The sequence below is a fragment of the Sphingomonas rustica genome (genome assembly GCF_039652585.1).
GTDB classification, from domain to species: Bacteria; Pseudomonadota; Alphaproteobacteria; order Sphingomonadales; family Sphingomonadaceae; genus Sphingomonas; species Sphingomonas rustica.
In genome coordinates, this window is the sequence record NZ_JBDIZK010000006.1 from 55820 (window position 1) to 76214 (window position 20395).

Genomic DNA, 20395 nt, shown 5'->3' on the forward strand with positions numbered 1-20395 from the left:
ACCCCGACCCCGGTCGGCGCGACGAGGCGTGTCACGGGAGAGTTGAATGTCCGCAGCCGCCATAGCCTCCGCGAGCCCTGCCTCGCACCGCCGCATCCTGTTCGCCAGCCTGGTCGGCACGGCCGTGGAATTCTACGACTTCTATATCTATGCGACCGCGGCGGCGCTGGTGTTCCCGACGCTGTTCTTCCCCTCGGCCAACCCCGAACTTCAGGTGCTGGCGTCCTACGCCACCTTCAGCGTCGCCTTCTTCGCAAGACCCGTGGGCGGAATCCTGTTCGGCCATTTCGGCGACCGGATGGGGCGCAAGACGACGCTGGTCGCGTCGCTGATGCTGATGGGCATCTCCACCGTGCTGATCGCCTTTCTGCCGACCTATGCGATGGTCGGCTGGGTCGCCCCGGTGTTGCTGTGCCTGCTGCGCTTCGGGCAGGGTCTGGGCCTGGGCGGTGAATGGGGTGGGGCGAGCCTGCTGGCGGTGGAGAATGCGCCGCCGGGCTGGTTCTATCGCTATGGCGGCTTTCCGCCGATGGGGGCGCCGGTGGGATTTATCGCCGCGAACGGCTTCTTCCTGATCCTGGGCGTGATCCTGAGCGACGATCAGTTTCGCGACTGGGGCTGGCGGCTGCCGTTCCTGGCCAGCGCGGTGCTGGTCGGGCTGGGGCTGTGGGTGCGGCTGAAGATCACCGAGACGCCCGACTATCTGAAGGCGGCGGAAAAGGCGCCGCCGCCCAAGGTCCCGATCGGCGAATTGCTGCGCGACCATCTGCGCCCGACCATTGCCGGGACGATCGGCGCGGTGGCATGCTTCGCGCTGTTCTACATCTCGACCGTGTTCATCATCGGCTATGGCACCAAGGCGATGGGCTTCGATCGCGAGACGTTCCTGGCGGTGGAACTGGTCGCGATCCTGTTCATGGCGGCGGGCATCGTCGTTGCCTGCACGCTGGCGGACAGGTGGAAGGCGGGTGGGGGCGGCGTGCTGTTCATCGGGTTCGGTGCGACGATGCTGGCGGGCCTGGCGATGTGGGTGCTGATCGGCAGCACGCTGGGCAGCGTGTTCGCCTGGCTGGTGTGCGGGCTGTTCGTGATGGGGCTGGTCTATGGCCCGCTGGGCGGCTGGCTGCCCAGCCTGTTCCCGGCGCGGGTGCGCTATACGGGCGTGTCGGTGACGTTCAACCTGGCCGGGATCATCGGCGGCGGCCTGACCCCGCTGATCGCCGAGACGCTGGTGAAGCAGGGCGGGATCGGCCTGGTCGGAGCCTATCTGGCAGGCGCGGGCCTGCTGAGCATGGTCGGTCTCGCGCTGATCGGGAAGGCTAGTCTGCGGAAGGCATAGGGCGCAGCAGGGTCAGCCTGGCCTTGCCATGGACCCGGCTGACATCGACCTCGAATCCGGCAGGCGCGACTTCCTCGTCGCGCTGGGTCTCGATGCTGATCCAGGTGGCGGGGCCGGTCCAGCCGAGGCGGGCGAGCTTGTCCAGCGCGACCAGGCCGGCGCCGGTGCCATAGGGCGGGTCCATCAGGATCAGGTCGACCGGCTTCGGCGCGGGGCCAAGCGCCATGACCGATCCGGCGCGGACATCGGCGCCCTTCGCTTCCAGCTTCGCGATGTTGGCGCGCAGCGCGTCGAGCGCCGCCTTGTCCTGTTCGACGAACAGGCACGAGGCGGCACCGCGCGACAGCGCCTCGATCCCGAGCGCGCCCGATCCGGCGAACAGGTCGGCGACGGCCAGCTCCTCGAAGCTGCCGACGCGGCTGGTCAGCATCGAGAACAGCGCCTCGCGGGTGCGATCGGCGGTGGGGCGGGTGGTATCGCCCTTGGGCGCGACCAGCGGACGGCCGCGCCAGGTTCCGGCGATGACGCGCATTACTTGCGGCTCCGAGGCGGGCGTTTGTCGGGTGAGGGCTTGCCGCGGCCGCCGGCAGGGCCGCGCGATGGACGCGGCGTGCGCGGGCGATCGACGAAATCGCTTTCGCGCGGCGACAAGGTGTCGCGGTGGGCCTTGGCGCGCGCAGCGCGGGCGGGCTTCTCGACGGTGCGCGTTTCCTCGCGCGCAGGGCGATCGGAGCGACCGGGGGTGACGCGCGGGGTGAATTTGCCGGTGCGTGCTTCGCTGGGCGCGTGACGGCGTTCGCGATCGGGGCGCTCACCGCTACGCGGCTCGCCCCGAAGGGGCGCGCCCGCAGTCCGGCCCGGGCCGCTTTTCGGTGCAAAGCTGCCCGCGCGGCCTTCGCCTGCGGGACCGCGCCGCTCGCGAACGGGCCGCTCTTCCTTACGGCCTTTGCCGGCGGGGGCGCGATCGTCGCGCCCGAAGCGCTGGTCCGGGCGCGAGTCGCTGCGCGCCGGCGCATCGGAGACGCCGCCGGACGCGCCGCGTGGCGTGAAGCCGCTGGCGCGCGGTTCCGCCACCCGCGGGCGATCGTCGCGCGCGGGACGGGCCACAGGCCGGCTGGTCGGGCGCTCCGGCTCACGCGCCGGACGGCCGCGACCGGGGCGATTGTCGGGGCGCGGCACGCGGACGACATCGACGGGCTCCGGCCGGGGGGCAGGGGCCTCGACGCGCTGGCGCACCGCGAACTGAAGGTTCGACGCCGCCTTGCCGCCGCCGGGCTTGCCCAGCACGGTGCGGAAGGTGATCAGGTCGGCCTGACGGATCTCGTCGACGTCGCCGACCGGCAGGTCGCCCAGCCAGAAGGGGCCATAGCGGGTGCGGATCAGGCGGCTGACCTGCAGCCCGAGATGTTCGAGCACGCGCCGCACCTCGCGGTTCTTGCCCTCGGTCAGCGTCATCTCGATCCACAGATTGGCGCCCGTGCGGCGTTCGAGATTGGCGTTGATCGATCCGTAGCGCACGCCCTCGATCTCGATGCCCAGCATCAGATCCTCGAGCTGTGCCTGGCTGACATCGCCATAGGCACGCGCGCGATAGCTGCGCTCTACACCACTCGACGGCAGTTCCAGTTCGCGCTTGAGCTCGCCGTCGGTCGTGAGAAGCAGCAGCCCCTCGGTATTCAGGTCGAGCCGGCCGACCGGCATCACGCGCGGCAGGCCCTGCGGCAGCCGGTCATAGATGGTCAGGCGGCCCGCGGGATCCCGCTCCGCCGTCAGCAGCCCGGCCGGTTTGTGATAGCGGAACAGCCGGGCGGGCGCGGCTTCCTTGACCGGTTGCCCGTCGACGGTGACGCCGTGGAGCGAGGTGAGGAGGGTGGCGGGGGTTTCGAGGCGCACGCCGTCAAGCGCGACCCGCCCCTCGGCGATCATCCGCTCGATCTCTCGGCGTGACGCGATTCCGGCACGGGCGAGCAGCTTCGCGATGCGCTGCTGATTTCTATCACTGGTGGAAGGCACCCCGCGCCTATAGCGATTTATCGTCCGCAGACAAAATTTTTGCGGCACCGGAAATCGGCATAAACGTTACACCGTCGTTCCAGCGTATCGGGTGAGTGCGGTCCAGATGTTGTTCGGGAAGAAGAAGCGACGGATCGAACAGGTTCTGGTGGTCGAGGACGAGCCGCTGGTCGCCTTCGACACCGAGCATTTCCTGCGCGACTCCGGGTTCGGCATCGTCGGCACCCTCGACAAGGTCGCCGACGCGCTGCGCGTGATCGAGGAGGCGCCGGAGATCGATCTGGTGCTCCTCGACGTGCACCTGGCCGACGGCAGTGGGGTCAGCGTCGCCCAGGCGGCCTTTTCCAAGGGAATCAAGGTTCTGTTCGTGACCGGCCAGTGCCCCGGCGACGCGCGGGCGCTGGCGGCGGGATGCCTGGCCAAGCCCTATCCGCAGCGCGACCTGTTGGATGCGATCGACGCGATCGAGGCGGTGGCGGATGGAAAGAAGCCGCGAAAGATCCCGGTCAGCTTCAGCCTGTTCCTGCAAGCCGCCTGAGCGAACGGCTCAACGCAGCGCCGCCGCGACGGCGTCGTGAAAGTGGCGCACGCCAAGTTCGAGCGTGCCGAGCGTCAGCCGGTCGATGGCGCCCGATGCGATACCCTGCTGCCCCAGTTCGGCTGCCCGGAAATCCTCGGAGGCGAATACGCCGCCATCCAGCAACGCCCAGCTGCGTTCCCAATGGGCCAGCGCCTTTTCGGTGCGGGGCGGTTCGGGGATCAGCATGAAATCCTCGACCAGTACCCGGTCGACCGCCTGCGGCATCAGCACCATCAGGTTGATATAGTCGGGACTGACCACCAGCACGGTCCCCGGAAACATCTGATAGGTATAGGTGATCGCGCCACGCAACACAGTCCAGTCGCTCGACGACAGCGCCTCGCTTGCCGAATCGCGGCCGACCGCCGAGCGCTGGTGCCAGCCGATGGTGTCGGCGGTCGTCAGCCCGTCCTTGAAGAAGGGACCGATCGTCGCCGCATGGAGCCGGGTGACGTGGTAGGATTCGAGGAACGCATCCATGATCAGCTTCCAGTTCGCCTTCACGTCATGCGTGCGGCGGCGGAAAAGATGCTGGCCAGCGAGATCGAACGCCTCGAAATCGCGGGCGAGCAGGTCGGGCTCCGCAAAGTCGGCGTCCTCGTCGAAGGCGAACCAGATCAGCCCGCCGGCCTCGAAGCTGGGCAGGCGCTTCAGGCCGTGCGCGCCCTTGTCGAGCCCGGGGAAACTGTCCGGGCGGGGCAGGCCGACCAGCCGGCCGTCCAGCGCGTAGGTCCAGGCATGATAGGGGCAGACAAGCCGCGGCGACTGTACCGCCTCGCACCCTTCGACCAGCCGGGTGCCGCGGTGACGGCAGACGTTGAGGAACACATGCGCCTGTCCGTGCCTGTCGCGCGTCACCAGCAGCGGCTTGCCGAAGCCGTCATGCGGGATCGCCATGCCGGGCTCGGGCAGCAGCGCGGACGGCGCGATGACCAACGGCAACCGCCCGAACACCCGCGCCTGTTCCGCGTCATATTGGGCCTGGCTGACATAGGCGGCGGCGTCGACATGGGTGATGCCGGTCGCACCACGCGAACCGCCTGTCGCAAGCGATGCCGCCAGCGCCAGCTGACCCTGGGTGGGGGTGCGTGCGTTCATGCTCCTCTCCTCTGGCTTTCGCCGGGTTTGCCGCTAGTTTCACGACGTTTTCCGGGAGGGGCAAGACCGAATGAACGACGTGGTGGCGCGAGAGGGCGGGAGTCCGACGGAAAGGAAGCCGTCTGGGCTGGCGCTGCTGCGCATGGCGCTGTCCAATCGCAAGACCGGCGTGATGCTGGTGTTTGGCTTGACCTCGGGCTTGCCCAACAGCTTGCTTCTCGGGACACTGAACGCTTGGCTTGGTGACTCGAAGGTCGACCTTGCGACCATCGGTATCTTGTCGTGGATGGGACTTGCCTACGCTTTCAAGTTTCTCTGGTCGCCGCTGGTCGATCGAGTGCGTCTGCCGGGTCTCGAGGCCATCGGCCGGCGTCGAAGCTGGATCCTGCTGTGTCAGATCCTACTAAGCATTGCTTTCGTCATTTTGGCCATGTCCGATCCGGTCGTAGCGATCGGCTGGTTTGCCTTGGTCGCCGTACTTGCGGCATTTGCCTCGGCGACCCAGGATGTCGTGATCGATGCCTGGCGCATCGACGTCGCGGATGAGCGCGCGAATGTCGGCATACTCTCGTCGGTCTATCAACTTGGCTACCGGATCGCGACGCTCATTGGTGGTGCGCTCGCGCTGGTGATGGCCGCGCAACTCGATTGGCCCACCGTATACATGGTAATGGGCGCGTTGATGCTAGTAGGCACGCTCGCCACGCTGGCGGCCCCGGACACGCCCCGACCTGAGGTCGAAGACGCATCGACAATTGCCGATCCGCGAATGGCGGATGCAAGGACCCGCATGATCGCGCTGACCATCGTTGGTCTCAGCTGGGCTTGGGCGCTTTTTACCATCGGCAACTTCATGTATCACGCGCTGCACGACGTTCCTGCGCCCAGCGTTGCACAGTTCACGCTCTACACCGGTCCCTGGATCATTATCACGACGGTCGTCGTACCCGCACTCACCGCCGCTTGGGTGAATTGGCACCGTACCAGGATTTCCCCTGTCACGGGGGAGATTTCGAGTAGCGCGGTGAGACATGGCTTTTCTGCTCTCATCCTGCCGCTTTCGGAGTTGATTGAACGTCTTCGCTGGGGCGTCGTGATCGTATTGGGCCTGATCCTGAGTTACCGGCTGTGTGACTCGATCTGGGGGCCGTTCGCCTTCCCCTTCTATCTGCAGGAGCTGCACTATACGAAGGAGGAGGTCGCGTTCGCATCCAAGATTTTCGGCGTCGCAATGACCATTGGTGGCGTTTCGTTGGGCGGCATCCTGTATGCGACGCTCGGTCGGATGCCGACACTATTGATTGGGGCGATTCTCGCAGCCCTGACCAATCTGCTCTACGCCGACCTCGCCTCTGGCGCTCCTGTGATTGACGCATTTGCCAACGCGACCGGCCTTAGTAGCCTTTACCCCGACCCCAGAATGCTGCGTCTGTTGATCGGAATCTCGGGGGAGAATATCGCGGGCGGTCTCGCGAGCGCGGCATTTGTCGCTTATCTGTCATCGATCGCGAGCAAGGAATTCAGCGCCGTACAATACGCGCTGTTGTCGTCGATGACCCTTTTGGTCGGTTCGCTCGGGCGAGCAGCTCTTGGGGACGCGATTAAGGTCCATGGCTATGCCCCGGTTTTTCAGTTTACCGCGCTGCTGGGGATGATCGCGGTGATATTTTGCGTCATCGAATGGTTCCGCGTCCGCTGGATGGCCGTTCCGGCGGAGCCAAACTGACGCCATGCCCTATCTGGCCATCGTCGCGCTGCAGGTCGCGTGCATCGTCCATCTGTTCCATACCGGGCGCAACACGCTGTGGCTGACCGCGCTGATCTTCCTGCCGGTGGCCAGCGCCATCGCCCATGTCGTGATCGAGGTGCTGCCGGGCATGCAGGGGAACCGCCATGTCCGCACCGCCAGGGCGAACGTGATCCATGCCCTGGATCCGGAGCGCGAGGTGCGTGCCGCGCGCGAGGCGCTGGACCTGGCCGACACCGCGGCGAACCGGTTGCGGCTGGCTGATGCGCTGGCTGCGCTTGGGCGGCACGACGAGGCGATCCCGCTGTTCCGCGAAGGCATCAGGCGCAGTGCCGGCGATCCCGATCCGCGAAACCAGGCCAAGCTTGCGCTATCGCTGTTCGAGGACGGGCAGGCGAGCGAGGCGCTGACGCTGCTCGACGCGATCGGCGAGCGCGGGTCGCAGAGCGAGCGTGACCGCAACCTGTTGCTGCGTGCCCGAGTGCTCGATCATCTGGACCGAAAGGACGAGGCGCTGCGCATCTATGAGGATATCGTCACGCGCCTTCCGGGCGAGGAAGCTCGGTGCCGCTATGCGGCGCTGCTGATCGAACGGGGCTGGGACGCAAAGGCGTTGCGCGTGCTTGAAGAAGTCGAGCAGCGGATGCGCCACCTCGACCGGCACCAGCGCGCCGCGGAGGCGGGCATGTATCGCTGGGCGACCGAACAGCTCAAGACGATGCGGGGCGGAGCATGACCGCGCGTCGATGGATCATCGCCGGCGTCGCGACGCTGATCCTGCTTGCGGGCGGCTGGTACTTCGGGTCTCCTTGGCTGACGCTGTACCAGATCCGCAACGCCGCTCAGGCGGGCGACGCGGCGGCCTTGTCGGGCCATATCGATTACGAGGCCCTGCGCGACGATGTCCGCCGGCAGCTTCGCGACAGGCTGCGCGCGGAGGGCGTGACGCGGGGACGACTGGGCGAAAGCCTGGTGGTCGGCGCGATCGCCGATGGCGTTGCCGACGCCGTGGTCCGTCCGGAAGGGCTGGAGGCAATTTTCGCAGCCGAGGCCGCATCGCCCAATACTCCGTTCCGGATGCGTGCCGCCGACATGAAGATGCGCCGTGACGGGTTTGATCAGTTTCGCCTGGTGAAACGCGACGGGCAGGGCGGCGAATTGGTCTTTCGCCGCCACGGTCTCGGGTGGAAGCTTGCGGCGGTGAAACTGCCGGCGGACTTCAGGCCTCTGTCGAACTGATGGCCGGGCTTGCTGGAATCGGCAGGCCCATATCGGCAAAGGCGTTCGAAAGCGCATGCGCCGTCGTCAGCATGCTCGCGGCGTCGCGCAGGCCGGTCAGGTCCGCCAACAGCAATCCCGCAGCGCCCGGGTTGGTGCGGACGCGGCCGATGACGGTCAGGATGCCCGCCTCCGCTGCGGTCATCCGGGCGCAGCACCAGGGCGCGATCTGGATCGGCCGGGCCGAGGCCGCCGACATCTCCGTCATCAGCGCGCGCAACAGCAGCAACGGCCGCTGAAACCACTTGCCGAAGGCGGTGACGAACGCATGCGCGGCGCAGGCATCGCTCAGGCCGTGCGCGCCCATCTGGCGAACCCCGAACAGCAACAGCCGCGCCCCGGGATCGTCCGGCTGGAGCATGGGCAGGGCAGTGGTCAGCGTGGATGTTGCGGTCATTCGGCGAGACTCCGACAGGTGCGAAGGCCAGTCTCTCGAAACCGCTATTGATAGTCAATCGCAATAAACGCCGGTGCGACGATCGGGCCCTTCGTTGCGACGACATGCATCATTCAGTCCGGGATTTCTCCATTCGCTTCCAGAACGCTCCCGGCGAGATAGAGCGATCCAAGGATCAGCACGACGCTGGGCTCCCCGGTGCGCGGCAGCATCGCGAGGGCGGAGGGAACATCGTCCGCCATTTCGGTCACGGGGATGTTCATCTCGCGACCCAGCTCGGCCAGGTGCCCGGGATAATGATGCTCGTGTCCGGGCACAGGGATCGCCGTGAGCGATGCAGCGATGTTGGAGAAGCGCCAGATGATGTCCTCGGCATCCTTGTTGAGCAGGATGCCCAGGATCAGGTGGATCGGTCGTCCTGCGGCGATCGCCCAGATCGCATCGCGGGCGACGTCGGCGGCGGCGGGATTGTGCGCGCCGTCGAGCCAGATCTCGGCGGCCTCGGGAGCCTGCGCCGACAGCGGGCCGTCGGAAAGGCGCTGCATTCGCGCCGGCCAGCGGGCATCGGGGCCCGCCGCGACCATGGCGTCGGGAGAGATGCGCAGCGGATCCTGGAAGCGCATCATCGCTATCGCCAGCGCCAGGTTCGCCGGCTGGTGCGGTCCGGCCAGCGCCGGAAGCGGTGCCACCAGCGGCCCGCGCGCATCGGCATAGCGCAATTCGCGACCGACCACGCTGAACCGCCACGCGCTACCCTCGGCAAGCATCGTCGCTCCGGCGGCATGGGCGACACTGGCGACGCGCGCGGCGATGGGGTCGGCGTAGCGCATCGTCACCAACCGGGTGCCGCGCTTTGCGATGCCGGCCTTTTCGGCCGCGATCGTCTCCGCATCGTTGCCGAGAAACGCCTGATGATCGATGCCGAGCTGGGCAATGCCCGCCACTGCCGGCGGCGGCAGGACATTGGTGGCGTCAAGCCGCCCGCCCAGGCCGACCTCGACCACACAGGCATCGGCCGGGGTGCGGGAAAAGGCGAGGAAGGCGGCGGCAGTCGTGACCTCGAAGAAGCTTGCGCCGATATCGCCGCCTGCGTCGAGCACCTCCTCCAGCAGGGGCGCGAGCGCCTCGTCCTCGATCAGCGACCCTGCCAAGCGGATGCGCTCGTTGAAACGCACCAGATGCGGGCTGGAATAGACGTGAACGCGCTTGCCCGCCGCCTCCAGGCCCGCGCGTAGAAAGGCGCAGGTCGATCCCTTGCCGTTGGTTCCGGCAACATGGAACACCGGCGGAAGCGCGCGGTGCGGATTGCCGAGCCGGTCGAGCAGCGTGGTGATGCGGTCCAGCCCGAGGATGTCGGCACCGGGGCCGAGCGCCGACAGGCGATCGAGCTGGCGCTGGACGGCGGGATCGGCGGAGCGGGCATGATCTGGCATGTCAGGAGCTTCTCATGTGCCGACGGCTGGGGAGTCGGCCTGCTTGGTTAGCGCAACCTCGCCTCAACCCGCTCGTCACCCCGGCCGAAGTGCCGGGGTCCACCGGTCGGCAAGTCCCGGAGCTGCGGGAAGGGCAGGCAGGTCGCCTTGATGATTTCGGCGCGCCCGGTCCGAGAGCGTCGGATGGAGGATGGGTGGACCCCGGCACTTCGGCCGGGGTGACGGGGAAATGGGGGTGATCGCGCCGCATTTCCAACAATGCGGAGGTCGTCGAACACCACCTTGCCTATGCCGCCTTGCGGCCCTCGCACAGCAGGCCGATCAGCTGCCCCAGCGTCTCGCGAAGCTGGTGGCGATGGGTGACCATGTCGACCAGCCCGTGCTCGCGATAATATTCCGAGGTCTGGAAGTCGTCGGGCAGTTTCTCGCGGATCGTATTCTCGATCACGCGGCGACCGGTAAAGGCCAGGGTCGCGCGTGGCTCGGCGATCTGGACGTCGCCCAGCATTGCATAGGCCGCCATGACGCCGCCCGAGGTGGGATCGGTCAGCACGACGATATAGGGCAGGCCGGCGTCGTGCAGCATCTCGATCGCAACGGTGGTGCGCGGCATCTGCATCAGGCTGAGAATGCCTTCCTGCATCCGTGCGCCGCCCGAAGCGGTGAAGACGATATAGGGTGCGCGTGCGCCGATCGCCGCCTCGACGCCGGCGATGAACGCCTCGCCCACGGCCTGACCCATCGATCCGCCCATGAAGGCGAAATCCTGGACGCCGACCACGGCGTGGCGGCCCTGGATCGTCCCGCTCGCATTGAGGAAGGCGTCGGGCTCGCCGGTATCGGTCCGCGCGGTCTTGAGGCGATCGACATAGCGTTTCGAATCGCGAAACTTGAGCGGGTCGTCTGCGACGCGCGGGCTGGCCAGGACGGTGAAGCTGCCTTCGTCGAACAATGCCGCGAAGCGTTCGGCCGGGCCGATCCGCTCGTGAAAGTCGCAATGCGGGCAGACGCTCTCATTGTCCTGCAATTCCTTCAGGAACACCATCGTCCCGCATCCCTTGCACTTATGCCAGAGATTGTCGGGGGTCTCGCGCTTCGTGACATAGGCGAGCGCGTTGCGGACGCGGCTGATCCAGGTCATGCTTCTTCCTTGGTCGCGGCGTCGATCGCCGCCTTCAGCGAATGGATATAGGTGCGAACGGCCTCGGGCGCATCCGCGCCATGTCGGCCGACGAGTTCGACGATCGCCGATCCGACGACGACGCCGTCTGCGACGCGGGCGATCGCGGCAGCCTGGTCGGGCGTGCGAACGCCGAAGCCGACCGCGACCGGCAGGTCGGTGGCGGCCTTGAGACGGCCAACCGCATCCTCGATCGAGGTCTGCGCGGCCTGCTGCAGCCCGGTGATCCCGGCGACCGAGACATAATAGAGGAAGCCGCTGGCGCCCTCGAGCACCGCAGGCAGGCGGGCGGCGTCGGTCGTCGGGGTGGCGAGGCGGATATTGGCGATACCGGCAGCGCGCAGCGCCTCGCCTAGGCTGTCGTCCTCCTCGGCAGGGATGTCGACGCAGATCACCCCATCGACCCCGGCATCGGAGGCAGCCTGCGCGAACCAGTCGGGGCCGCGGCGGACCATCGGATTGGCATAGCCCATCAGTACCAGCGGCACGTCCGGGTGACGCTGGCGGAAGCCGGAGGCGATCGCGAGAACGTCGGCGGTCGTCGTGCCGACGCCCAGGCTGCGCAGATTGGCGGCCTGGATCGCGGGCCCGTCGGCCATCGGATCGGTGAACGGCATTCCCAGTTCGATCACATCGGCACCGCCGGCGACCAGCGCGTCGAGATTGGCAGCGGTATCGCCATCACCCGCGGTGATGAAGCAGACCAGCGCCGGTCCCTTGGCGAATGCGGAGGCGAGGCGGGTCACAGGTCGAACCCCAGAGCCTCGGCGACGGTGAAGATATCCTTGTCGCCGCGACCGGACACGTTGACGACGATGATCTGATCGTCGCGCATTTCCAGTGCCTTGGTTTCCAATGCTGCCAGCGCGTGCGAACTCTCCAGCGCGGGAATGATGCCTTCCAGCTTGCAGCATAGCTGGAACGCGTCGAGAGCCTGGGTGTCGGTGACGGGCAGATAGTCGACCCGGCCGCTTTCGTGCAGCCAGCTATGCTCCGGCCCGATGCCGGGATAGTCGAGTCCGGCGGAGATCGAATGCGCCTCGGCGATCTGGCCGTCCTCGTCCTGGAGCAGGTAGGTGCGATTGCCGTGCAGGATCCCCGGCACGCCGCCGGTCAGGCTGGCGGCATGCTGGCCGGTCTCGACGCCATGGCCTGCCGCCTCGATGCCCAGCATCGCGACGTCGCTGTCGTCGAGGAACGGGTGAAACATGCCGATGGCGTTCGATCCGCCGCCGACCGCCGCGATCAGCAGGTCGGGCAGGCGCCCCTCCGCCTTCAGGATCTGCTCGCGCGTCTCGGTGCCGATCACGCTCTGGAAATCGCGGACCAGTTCGGGATAGGGATGCGGGCCTGCCGCGGTGCCGATGATGTAGAAAGTGTCGTGGACGGTCGCGACCCAGTCGCGCATCGCCTCGTTCATCGCGTCCTTCAGCGTCTGCGCGCCCGAGGTGACCGGCTCGACCTTGGCGCCGAGCAGCTTCATGCGGAAGACGTTGGGCTTCTGCCGCTCGACATCCTTGGCGCCCATGAAGATGGTGCAGGGCAGGCCGAAGCGCGCGGCGACGGTGGCGGTGGCCACGCCGTGCTGGCCTGCGCCGGTCTCTGCGATGATCCGCGTCTTGCCCATGCGGATCGCCAGCAGGATCTGGCCGATGCAGTTGTTGATCTTGTGCGCGCCGGTGTGATTCAGCTCCTCGCGCTTGAAATAGATCCTGGCTCCCATGCCGGCGGACGCACGCTCGCGGTAATGCTCGGTCAGCCGCTCGGCATAATAGAGCGGGCTGGGGCGGCCGACGAAATGTTCGAGCAGGTCGTCGAACTCCGCCTTGAAGGCGGGATCCGCCCTGGCGGCGCGATATTCGCGCTCCAGGTCGAGGACGAGCGGCATCAGCGTCTCGGCGACGAAGCGTCCGCCGAACTGGCCGAAATGCCCGCGATCGTCGGGCTGGGCCCGGTAGGAATTCGGTGTGCTCATGATCAGCCAATCGCCTTAAGGAATGCAGTGATCTTGTCCATATCCTTCACGCCCGGTGCGGTCTCGACGCCCGACGAGACGTCGACCAACAACGCACCGGTGGCGGATATCGCCTCGCGCACATTTGCCGGATCGAGGCCGCCCGACAGCGCCCAGGGCAGCGGATGGGCGAACCCGTTCAGAAGGTCCCAGTCGAAGCGCAGGCCCATGCCGCCGGGCAGTGCCGCGCCCTCCGGCGTCTTGGCGTCGTACAGGATCCGGTCGGCCGCACCGCGAAGCCGGGCCGCAGCCGCCAGATCCTCGCGGCGCTTGACCGGAACCGCGGCCCAGACCTCGCGCCGCGCCCGCGCGCGGATCGCGGCGACGCGTTCGGGCGCGGTCTTGTGAAGCTGCACGATGTCGATCGCAGTTAGCGCCGCCTCGATCGTCGCGTCGTCCGGGTCGACGAACACGCCGACCCGGCCCACGCGGCCGGGCACCCGTCCGGCGAGCGCCTGGGCGAACTCGAACTCGAGATGGCGCGGGCTGGGCGGGAAGAACACGAAGCCGACATGGCTCGCGCCGCCGGCAATCGCCGCGTCGAGCGTGTTGGCAGTGTTCAGGCCGCAGATCTTTGCAGTCACAGGCATGACGGGGCCATAGGCCTCAGGCGAGTGGCTTGACCAGCACCGTCATGAAGAATGGTGGATCCATCGGAACCGGAAAGTCGCGGCGTTCGCCCGAGGGGGCGTAGCCAAGCCGCTGATACCAGGCGATCAGTTCGGCGCGCTGCTCGATGACCGTCATCTCGATCCGGGCCGCCACGAAGCCGTTGCGCGCGGTTCGCTCCGCCGCCGAGACCAGTTGCCGTCCGATGCCCGCCGCCTGAAGCGTCGGATCGACGCAGAGCAGCCCGAGATAGGCAGTGCCGTCGCCGCGATCCTGGACATTGACGCAGCCGACAAGGCGGTCGGCGTCGAACGCCACCAGCAGGCGACTGGCGGGCTCGCTCATGAGCGCCGCCAGCGTCGCCGGATCGGTCCGGTCGCCTTGAGGGATCAGATCCGCCTCATGGGTCCAGCCTGCGCGAGCGCTCTCGCCGCGATAGGCGCGTTCGATCACCCGGTGGAGATCGGGGAGGTCGGCGAGATGGGCCGGGCGGATCACTGGACTGGCGCTCATAAGGACCCTGACGTGCCGTCCTTAAAGCGTCGCTTCGATCGCGCGCGCGGCGATATCCGGATCCTCGGCCTGGGTGATCGGACGTCCGATCACCAGGATCGAGGCCCCTGCATCCAGCGCGCCGCGCGGCGTGACCACGCGCTTCTGGTCGCCATGATGGCCATCGGCGGGGCGCACGCCAGGCACGACGAAGAAGCCATGCGGCCACACGGCCTTCGCCGCTGCGACCTCGGCGCCCGAACAGACGATCCCGTCCACCCCCGATTCTCGAGCCAGTTCGGTCAGGCGAAGCACCTGCTCGTGCGGATCGGGCTTCAGGCCGATCGCGCTGAGGTCGCTGGGGTCAAGGCTGGTGAGCATCGTCACCGCGACCACCTTGGTGCCGGTGGGCGCAGCAGCCTTGGCATCCTCGAGCATCGCCCGGCCCCCGGCGGCGTGCACCGTCAGGATCGCCGGGTTGAGCGGGCGGATCGCCTGCACCGCCTTGGCGACGGTATTGGGAATGTCGTGGAATTTCAGGTCGAGGAAGATCGGCAGCCCGACCTCGGCCATTTCGTGCACACCGTGCCGGCCATTGGCCACGAAGAATTCGAGGCCCAGCTTGATCCCGCCGACATGGTTGCGGACGCGCGTCGCGATCGCCTTTGCCTTGTCGAGTTCGGGCGTGTCGAGCGCGACATAAATCCGGCCGCTCACGCCGCGCCCTCCGGGAACAGCGATGCGGGCGGCGGAGAGGGCGGGGGCGGCGGAGAGATCCGTGCCGGTTCGGGCATGGCGATGGACGGGGCGGGCGTCGGGTTGACCGCGCGCAGATCGGCAATCGCGCGTTCCAGGCCGGCGATCCGCTGGCGGCTGCGCCAGCGCAGGCCGTGATAGACCAGCAGCATCGGCAGGAAACCGAGCAGGAATACAAGGACGATCAGCAGCGGAAGGCTGATATCGGCGATCAGGCCGCCCCAGAGGTGGAGGCTGACCCGCTCTTCGCCATTGTAGATCACGAATGCAGCGGCCAGGCCGCCCAGCAGGAGCCAGAACAGAACCTTCAGAAACCGCATTCCGCTCCCTTCCTTGTGACGCGTTCGGCTGTCTTAAGCCGCGATGTCCGATTTTTCCAGTGCGGCCCTCGGCACCCGCGTCCCGTCACGCGACTCGAACGGGATCGCGTCGGCAGCGGATCAGCCCGATGATGAGCGTCGGCACCTTCGCTTGCGCCATAAGTTCGCCGCATGGGCGAGGAGCCTGCGGGTATAACCCGTTTCGATTCAACCACTTGCAAGCCGAGATCAGACGGACGTTCCGTCCGTCTGATTGATCTTAAGATTGCGAGTTGATGAAGCTTACAAATCAGATTAATCCCGTGGTAGCGTTATCAAACGCGCCGCAACTAAACATCAGTCTTGCGACATGAGCGCGAGCGGGAGGGGACCATGAGAGTGGAAGCGACAGTTTCGTCAGCGAAATCCTGGACGATGGCGCGCATGTTGCTGCGGAGCGGCGGCTCCTGCCTCGCCGTTGCAGCGATGGCCGTCGCCGCGCCCGGCTGGGCGCAGACTGTGGCCGAAGGCGCGCCGGACCCTGCGCAAGCCTCGGCCGCTGTCGACGTTCAGGCGGATACCTCGTCCGAAGGCGACATCGTCGTCACGGGACGCCGCGCCGCGCTCGAGGCCGCTGATGAGCGCAAGCGTCGCAGCGAGACCATCATCGACTCGGTGGTCGCCGATGATGCCGGCAAGCTGCCGGACAATTCGATCACCGAAGTCCTCCAGCGCGTGTCGGGCGTATCGATCGTGCGCTTTGCGGCGCTGGGCGACCCGGATCACTTTTCGGTCCAGGGTTCGGGGGTACAGGTTCGCGGCCTGACCGGGGTCGCTTCGCGGCTCAACGGTCGCGAGATCTTCAGCGCAAACAACGGCCGGGCGATCTTATGGAGCGACGTCACGCCCGAGCTGATGGCTGCGGTGGACGTGTACAAGGCATCGACCGCCGATCTGATCGAGGGCGGCACCGGCGGCCAGATCGATCTGCGGACAAAGATGCCGTTCGACTTCGACGGCGGTTTCCACATCGCCGGCACCGCCGAGCTGAGCATGGGCGACATGGCGCAGGAGGCCGATCCGATGGGATCGGTGCTTTTCACCGACACGTTTGACACAGGTATCGGCAAGATCGGCATCCTGGCCGACTTCGCCTACAGCCAGTTCAGTTCGCTCTCGCAGTTCATCCGGACCGAGCCCTATTTCCGCACGCGGATCAACAATTCCGATTATTACATCCCCGGAGGCTTCACCTTCGGCGACGAGGCGTTCCAGTACCGTCGCTATGGCATCTATGGCGCGGTGCAGTGGGCGCCGTCCGAAGACCTGACCATCTCCGCGACCTTCTTCCAGTCGCGGTACAAGAGCAAGTCGAGCGATTATGGCGCGCAGGTGTCGTCGCAGACGCTGGCGGTCGATCCGGCGACCAGCCAGTTCGATTCCAACGGCCTGCTGCTGAAGACCGATTCGCTGTTCAATCGCGACACCGCGACCTTCCTGCCGAGCACGGGCCAGGTCACCAGCAGCGGCAACAAGGGCTATGTCGCCAGCAACACCGTCACGCGCGACTATTCGCTGTCCTTCGCCTGGGCGCCGAGCGACGGACCGCTGTCGGTGCGGGGCTCGCTCCAGCGGGTCGATTCCAAGCAGGTCTATGACCGGCTCGACATCTTCCGCGACCTGGGCTTCGGCCAGGGCTTCGGCATGGACCTGACCGGCGACCTGCCGCGGATCACCGTGTCGCAGGCCACGCAGGCATCGTTCGCCGACCCGGCCAATTACTTCTGGTCGGCATCGATGCCGCATAACGAGAACAATACCGGCCGGCTCGATGCGGGACAGCTGGATGCCGAATATAGCTTCGACGAAGGCTTCTTCCGGTCGATCAAGGTCGGCGGTCGCTATGCCAAGCGTACCGAGCGCGATTATGCCAACGGCTATAACTGGTCCGCGCTGGGCCGCGGCTGGAACGGCGATCCGCAGCTGACCTATGCCAATGCGGCGCCGGGCGATGTCGCGCTTCACGTCTTCGACGATTTCTTCCGCGGCAACACGACCCTTCCGGGCAATCTGTACTTCGCGACCGAGGAACTGGCGTCACGCTTCGATCGGCTGCAGCTCACCAACCCGCCGCCCGCCGGCTTCTGTAATCCCCCGGCGACCCAGGATAACTGCTCGGCGGCCGGGCCCCTGCCGGTCACCGGCTATGGCGGCCAGTCGGGCATCCGGCCGGTCGGCTTCGTCTTGCCCGACGACCGGGTCGACAACCGCACGGAAAATCTGGCCGGCTATGCGCTGGTCCGGTTCGGCGGACGGGACGCCGGCTCGGCGATTTCCGGCAATGTCGGCCTGCGCGTGGTCAACATCAAGAATGCGGGCGAAGGCTATATCCGGCAAAACGGCAACACCTTCATCCGCAACGGCCAGACGGTGACGCTGAGCAGCGATGCGGTTCCGCGCAGCGGCAAGGCGGAGTTCACCCGGTTCCTGCCTTCGATCAACCTCGACTATTCGCCGACGGACCGCGTCAAGATCCGCGCGGGCTATAACGTCACGCTGGACCTGCCCAGCTTCAACGCCTTGCGCGCGTCCGGCTCGGTCGGCGTGGCGACTACCAGCAACCCGGTGCAGGGACAGCCGGGAATCTTCACCAACTTCACCGCGGAAACCGGCAATCCGCTGCTCAAGCCGACGCTGTCGAACAATTTCGACCTGTCGCTGGAATACTACGCCAGTGCCGGCACCTCCTTCCATATTGCGCCCTTCTACAAGCGCATCACCAATCTTCCTGTATTCTCGCTGACCCAGCGCGACGTGACGGTCGTATTTGCCGACGGGACCAGCGAACTCGTTTCCGCGGCGGCATCCGACTATTCGAACTCGACCGAGGCGGCGACGGTGAAGGGCGTCGAGGTCGGCGGACGATTCTTCCTCGACATGCTGCCGGGCGCCTGGGCCGGGTTCGGGTTCGAGGGCAACTACACGTTCATCGACAGCAAGAGCCCGGGCGACGTCTATCGCGACATCAATGGCGGCCTGCACAACGACGCGCCGCTGGTGGGTCTGTCGAAGCATAATTTCAACGCTGCCCTGCTGTACGAGCGCAACCCGTTCTCGGTCCGGATCGCCTATTCGTGGCGCTCGCGATATCTCCAGTCGACCAACAGCAACGGGACGAATCCGGCCTATAGCTATTACAGCGCGCCGGGGGTCATTACCGACCTCGACGGTGGCCCGACCACCGCGACGCAGATCGCGCTGCCGGTCTATGGCGACGCCTACGGCACGCTCGACGCCGGCGTCCGCTTCAAGGTGACCGAGCAATTCTCGTTCGGGATCCAGGGGACCAATCTGACAGCCTCGACCCAGCGGACCGTCATGGGCGGCTATCCCGGCGGCGATCTGGTCGGGCGCAGCTGGTTCCAGAGCGATCGGCGGATCAGCATGGGGATCAACCTGGCGTTCTAGATCGAAACGACGTCCGGGCGGGCTGGCGCCCGGACGTCGTTCAACCTCGATCCCTTGATCAAATATCCGAGACGGAAAGCCGACCATGACCCATCGCGCCATTCGCCGCGCCACCGTGCGGCTCGCCATCGCCGCTGCGCTGCTTGCCCCGGTCTCGGTGCATGCGCAGACATCACAACCGGCTCCGGCCCGAACGATCGAGATCGACGTCCGCAGCGCCGGCGCTCCGCTCGACCGGTCGTTCGACCTGTCGGTCGGCGCCGATTATCCCGGAACGCTGATCCGCAAGGACAGCCTCGACCAGCTCCGCACCGCGACGACCGAGCTCGGATTTCGCTATCTGCGGTTTCACGGGATCTTCCACGACGTGCTGGGCACGGTGAAGAGTCGTGACGGCAAGATCATCTATGACTGGACCCGCATCGACGAACTGTACGACGCCCTGCTGGCGCGCGGGATCAAGCCGTTCGTCGAACTGGGCTTCACGCCCGAGGCGATGGCGACGTCCGGCCAGACGATCTTCTACTGGAAGGGCAACACCTCCCATCCGCGCCTCGAGGCCTGGGTGCCGCTGGTCGATGCATTCGTCCGGCACCTCCGCGACCGTTACGGCGAGAAGGAGGTCCGCAGCTGGTATTTCGAGGTGTGGAACGAGCCGAACCTCGACGGCTTCTGGGAAAAGGCCGACAAGCCGGCTTACTTCAAGCTTTATGAGGCGACCGCGCGGGCGATCAAGGCGATCGACCCCACGCTGAGAGTCGGCGGCCCGGCGACGGCCGGCGCGGCCTGGGTTCCGGAGTTTCTCGCCTTCGCCGCCGATCGCAGGATCCCGGTCGATTTCGTCGCCACGCACACCTACGGCGTCGATGGCGGCTTCCTCGACGAGAAGGGGCAGGACGATAATCGCCTGTCCACCCGTCCGGATGCGATCGTCAGCGATGTTCGCAAGGTCCGCGCGGAGATCCAGGCCTCCGCCTTTCCCGACCTGCCGCTGTTCTTCACCGAGTGGAGCGTCAGCTACAATCCGCGCGATCCGGTCCATGACAGCTATATCAGCGCGCCCTACATTCTCACCAAGCTGCGCGACACGCGCGGCCTGGCCCAAGGCATGAGCTACTGGACCTATAGCGACCTGTTCGAGGAAGCCGGGCCGCCGCCGACGCCGTTCCATGGCGGGTTCGGACTGATGAACCGCGAAGGTATCCGAAAGCCGGCCTGGTTCGCCTATAAATATCTCCACGAGCTTCGCGGCCGCGAAATCCCGACGCGCGACGACCAGGCGCTCGCCGCTACCGAGGGCGGGCGCACCGGCGTGCTGGTCTGGAACTGGCGCCAGCCGGCCCAGGACGTCAGCAACCGGCCATTCTTCACCCGGATCCTGCCGTCGGAGCGCCTGCCGGATGCGCGACTCGCCTTCACCGGCCTGAAACCGGGATCCTACCGCCTGACCGTGCGCCGCACCGGCTTTCAGGCGAACGATGCCTATAGCCGCTACCTCGAAATGGGATCGCCGAAGACGCTGACCACGGCCCAGCTGGCCGATTTGCAGCAGCGCACCCGCGACCGGCCCGAGACCGAGCGGGTCATCCGCGTCGGTTCCGACGGGCGATATTCGATGACGGTGCCGATGCGGACCAACGACGTGGTCTTCGCCATGGTGGTGCCGGTGAAGCGCTGACCGGCGACCGGGCG

Annotated in this window: 19 protein-coding genes; 7 read left to right on the forward strand and 12 right to left on the reverse strand. The window is 66.6% G+C overall.

Features of this window, described 5'->3' with window-relative positions; all coding sequences use genetic code 11:
* Positions 1-46 precede the first annotated feature (46 nt).
* On the forward strand, positions 47-1339 hold the full coding sequence (locus TPR58_RS11165) for an MFS transporter (protein ID WP_346246741.1): 1293 nt from the start codon (positions 47-49) through the stop codon (positions 1337-1339).
* On the opposite strand, the gene rsmD is transcribed toward TPR58_RS11165, so the two are convergent.
* Positions 1320-1871 (reverse strand): 16S rRNA (guanine(966)-N(2))-methyltransferase RsmD, encoded by a 552-nt coding sequence (gene rsmD / locus TPR58_RS11170; RefSeq protein ID WP_346246742.1) that lies wholly within the window; start codon positions 1869-1871, stop codon positions 1320-1322. The genes TPR58_RS11165 and rsmD overlap by 20 nt on opposite strands.
* Complete coding sequence (locus TPR58_RS11175) at positions 1871-3352, reverse strand: pseudouridine synthase (RefSeq protein ID WP_346246743.1); 1482 nt, start codon at positions 3350-3352, stop codon at positions 1871-1873. Before TPR58_RS11175 ends, rsmD begins: the two co-directional genes overlap by 1 nt.
* A 106-nt stretch (positions 3353-3458) precedes the next feature.
* Here TPR58_RS11175 and TPR58_RS11180 point away from each other — a divergent pair, with 106 nt between their 5' ends.
* Positions 3459-3890, forward strand: a complete 432-nt coding sequence (locus TPR58_RS11180) for a response regulator (RefSeq protein ID WP_346246744.1) — start codon at positions 3459-3461, stop codon at positions 3888-3890.
* A 9-nt stretch (positions 3891-3899) separates the two neighbouring features.
* On the opposite strand, the gene TPR58_RS11185 is transcribed toward TPR58_RS11180, so the two are convergent.
* Positions 3900-5030 (reverse strand): aromatic ring-hydroxylating oxygenase subunit alpha, encoded by a 1131-nt coding sequence (locus TPR58_RS11185; RefSeq protein ID WP_346246745.1) that lies wholly within the window; start codon positions 5028-5030, stop codon positions 3900-3902.
* Positions 5031-5100: 70 nt separating this feature from the next.
* Here TPR58_RS11185 and TPR58_RS11190 point away from each other — a divergent pair, with 70 nt between their 5' ends.
* From TPR58_RS11190 to TPR58_RS11200, 3 genes are read left to right on the forward strand one after another with little or no spacing between them, the layout of a single operon-like run.
* Positions 5101-6756 carry an AmpG family muropeptide MFS transporter gene (locus TPR58_RS11190; protein WP_346246746.1) on the forward strand — a complete coding sequence of 552 codons (1656 nt, stop codon included), beginning with the start codon at positions 5101-5103 and terminating at the stop codon, positions 6754-6756.
* Between the two features lie 4 nt (positions 6757-6760).
* Entirely contained in the window at positions 6761-7513 is a 753-nt protein-coding gene (locus tag TPR58_RS11195) for a tetratricopeptide repeat protein (protein ID WP_346246747.1), read from the forward strand.
* Entirely contained in the window at positions 7510-8016 is a 507-nt protein-coding gene (locus TPR58_RS11200) for a DUF2939 domain-containing protein (RefSeq protein ID WP_346246748.1), read from the forward strand. Before TPR58_RS11195 ends, TPR58_RS11200 begins: the two co-directional genes overlap by 4 nt.
* On the opposite strand, the gene TPR58_RS11205 is transcribed toward TPR58_RS11200, so the two are convergent.
* From TPR58_RS11205 to TPR58_RS11245, 9 genes are all read right to left on the reverse strand, one after another.
* Positions 7997-8452: a DUF6628 family protein gene (locus tag TPR58_RS11205; RefSeq protein WP_346246749.1), complete on the reverse strand. Its 456-nt coding sequence runs from the start codon at positions 8450-8452 to the stop codon at positions 7997-7999. The genes TPR58_RS11200 and TPR58_RS11205 overlap by 20 nt on opposite strands.
* A 113-nt stretch (positions 8453-8565) precedes the next feature.
* Complete coding sequence (locus tag TPR58_RS11210) at positions 8566-9885, reverse strand: bifunctional folylpolyglutamate synthase/dihydrofolate synthase (protein ID WP_346246750.1); 1320 nt, start codon at positions 9883-9885, stop codon at positions 8566-8568.
* Between the two features lie 286 nt (positions 9886-10171).
* Entirely contained in the window at positions 10172-11026 is an 855-nt protein-coding gene (gene accD / locus TPR58_RS11215) for an acetyl-CoA carboxylase, carboxyltransferase subunit beta (RefSeq protein ID WP_346246751.1), read from the reverse strand.
* On the reverse strand, positions 11023-11811 hold the full coding sequence (gene trpA / locus TPR58_RS11220) for a tryptophan synthase subunit alpha (protein WP_346246752.1): 789 nt from the start codon (positions 11809-11811) through the stop codon (positions 11023-11025). Before trpA ends, accD begins: the two co-directional genes overlap by 4 nt.
* Entirely contained in the window at positions 11808-13040 is a 1233-nt protein-coding gene (gene trpB, locus TPR58_RS11225) for a tryptophan synthase subunit beta (protein WP_346246753.1), read from the reverse strand. Before trpB ends, trpA begins: the two co-directional genes overlap by 4 nt.
* Before the next feature lie 2 nt (positions 13041-13042).
* Entirely contained in the window at positions 13043-13669 is a 627-nt protein-coding gene (locus tag TPR58_RS11230) for a phosphoribosylanthranilate isomerase (protein WP_346246754.1), read from the reverse strand.
* 16 nt (positions 13670-13685) lie between these two features.
* The gene (locus TPR58_RS11235) at positions 13686-14201 is read right to left on the reverse strand and encodes a GNAT family N-acetyltransferase (protein WP_346246756.1); all 516 of its coding nucleotides are present in this window, start codon (positions 14199-14201) and stop codon (positions 13686-13688) included.
* Positions 14202-14222: 21 nt separating this feature from the next.
* On the reverse strand, positions 14223-14897 hold the full coding sequence (pyrF, locus tag TPR58_RS11240; protein ID WP_346246758.1) for an orotidine-5'-phosphate decarboxylase: 675 nt from the start codon (positions 14895-14897) through the stop codon (positions 14223-14225).
* Positions 14894-15256, reverse strand: a complete 363-nt coding sequence (locus tag TPR58_RS11245; protein WP_346246759.1) for a LapA family protein — start codon at positions 15254-15256, stop codon at positions 14894-14896. Before TPR58_RS11245 ends, pyrF begins: the two co-directional genes overlap by 4 nt.
* Positions 15257-15679: 423 nt before the next feature.
* Here TPR58_RS11245 and TPR58_RS11250 point away from each other — a divergent pair, with 423 nt between their 5' ends.
* Together TPR58_RS11250 and TPR58_RS11255 are read left to right on the forward strand one after the other, a co-directional pair.
* The gene (locus TPR58_RS11250) at positions 15680-18703 is read left to right on the forward strand and encodes a TonB-dependent receptor (protein ID WP_346246760.1); all 3024 of its coding nucleotides are present in this window, start codon (positions 15680-15682) and stop codon (positions 18701-18703) included.
* A gap of 85 nt (positions 18704-18788) precedes the next feature.
* On the forward strand, positions 18789-20381 hold the full coding sequence (locus TPR58_RS11255; protein WP_346246762.1) for a GH39 family glycosyl hydrolase: 1593 nt from the start codon (positions 18789-18791) through the stop codon (positions 20379-20381).
* Positions 20382-20395: the final 14 nt, after the last annotated feature.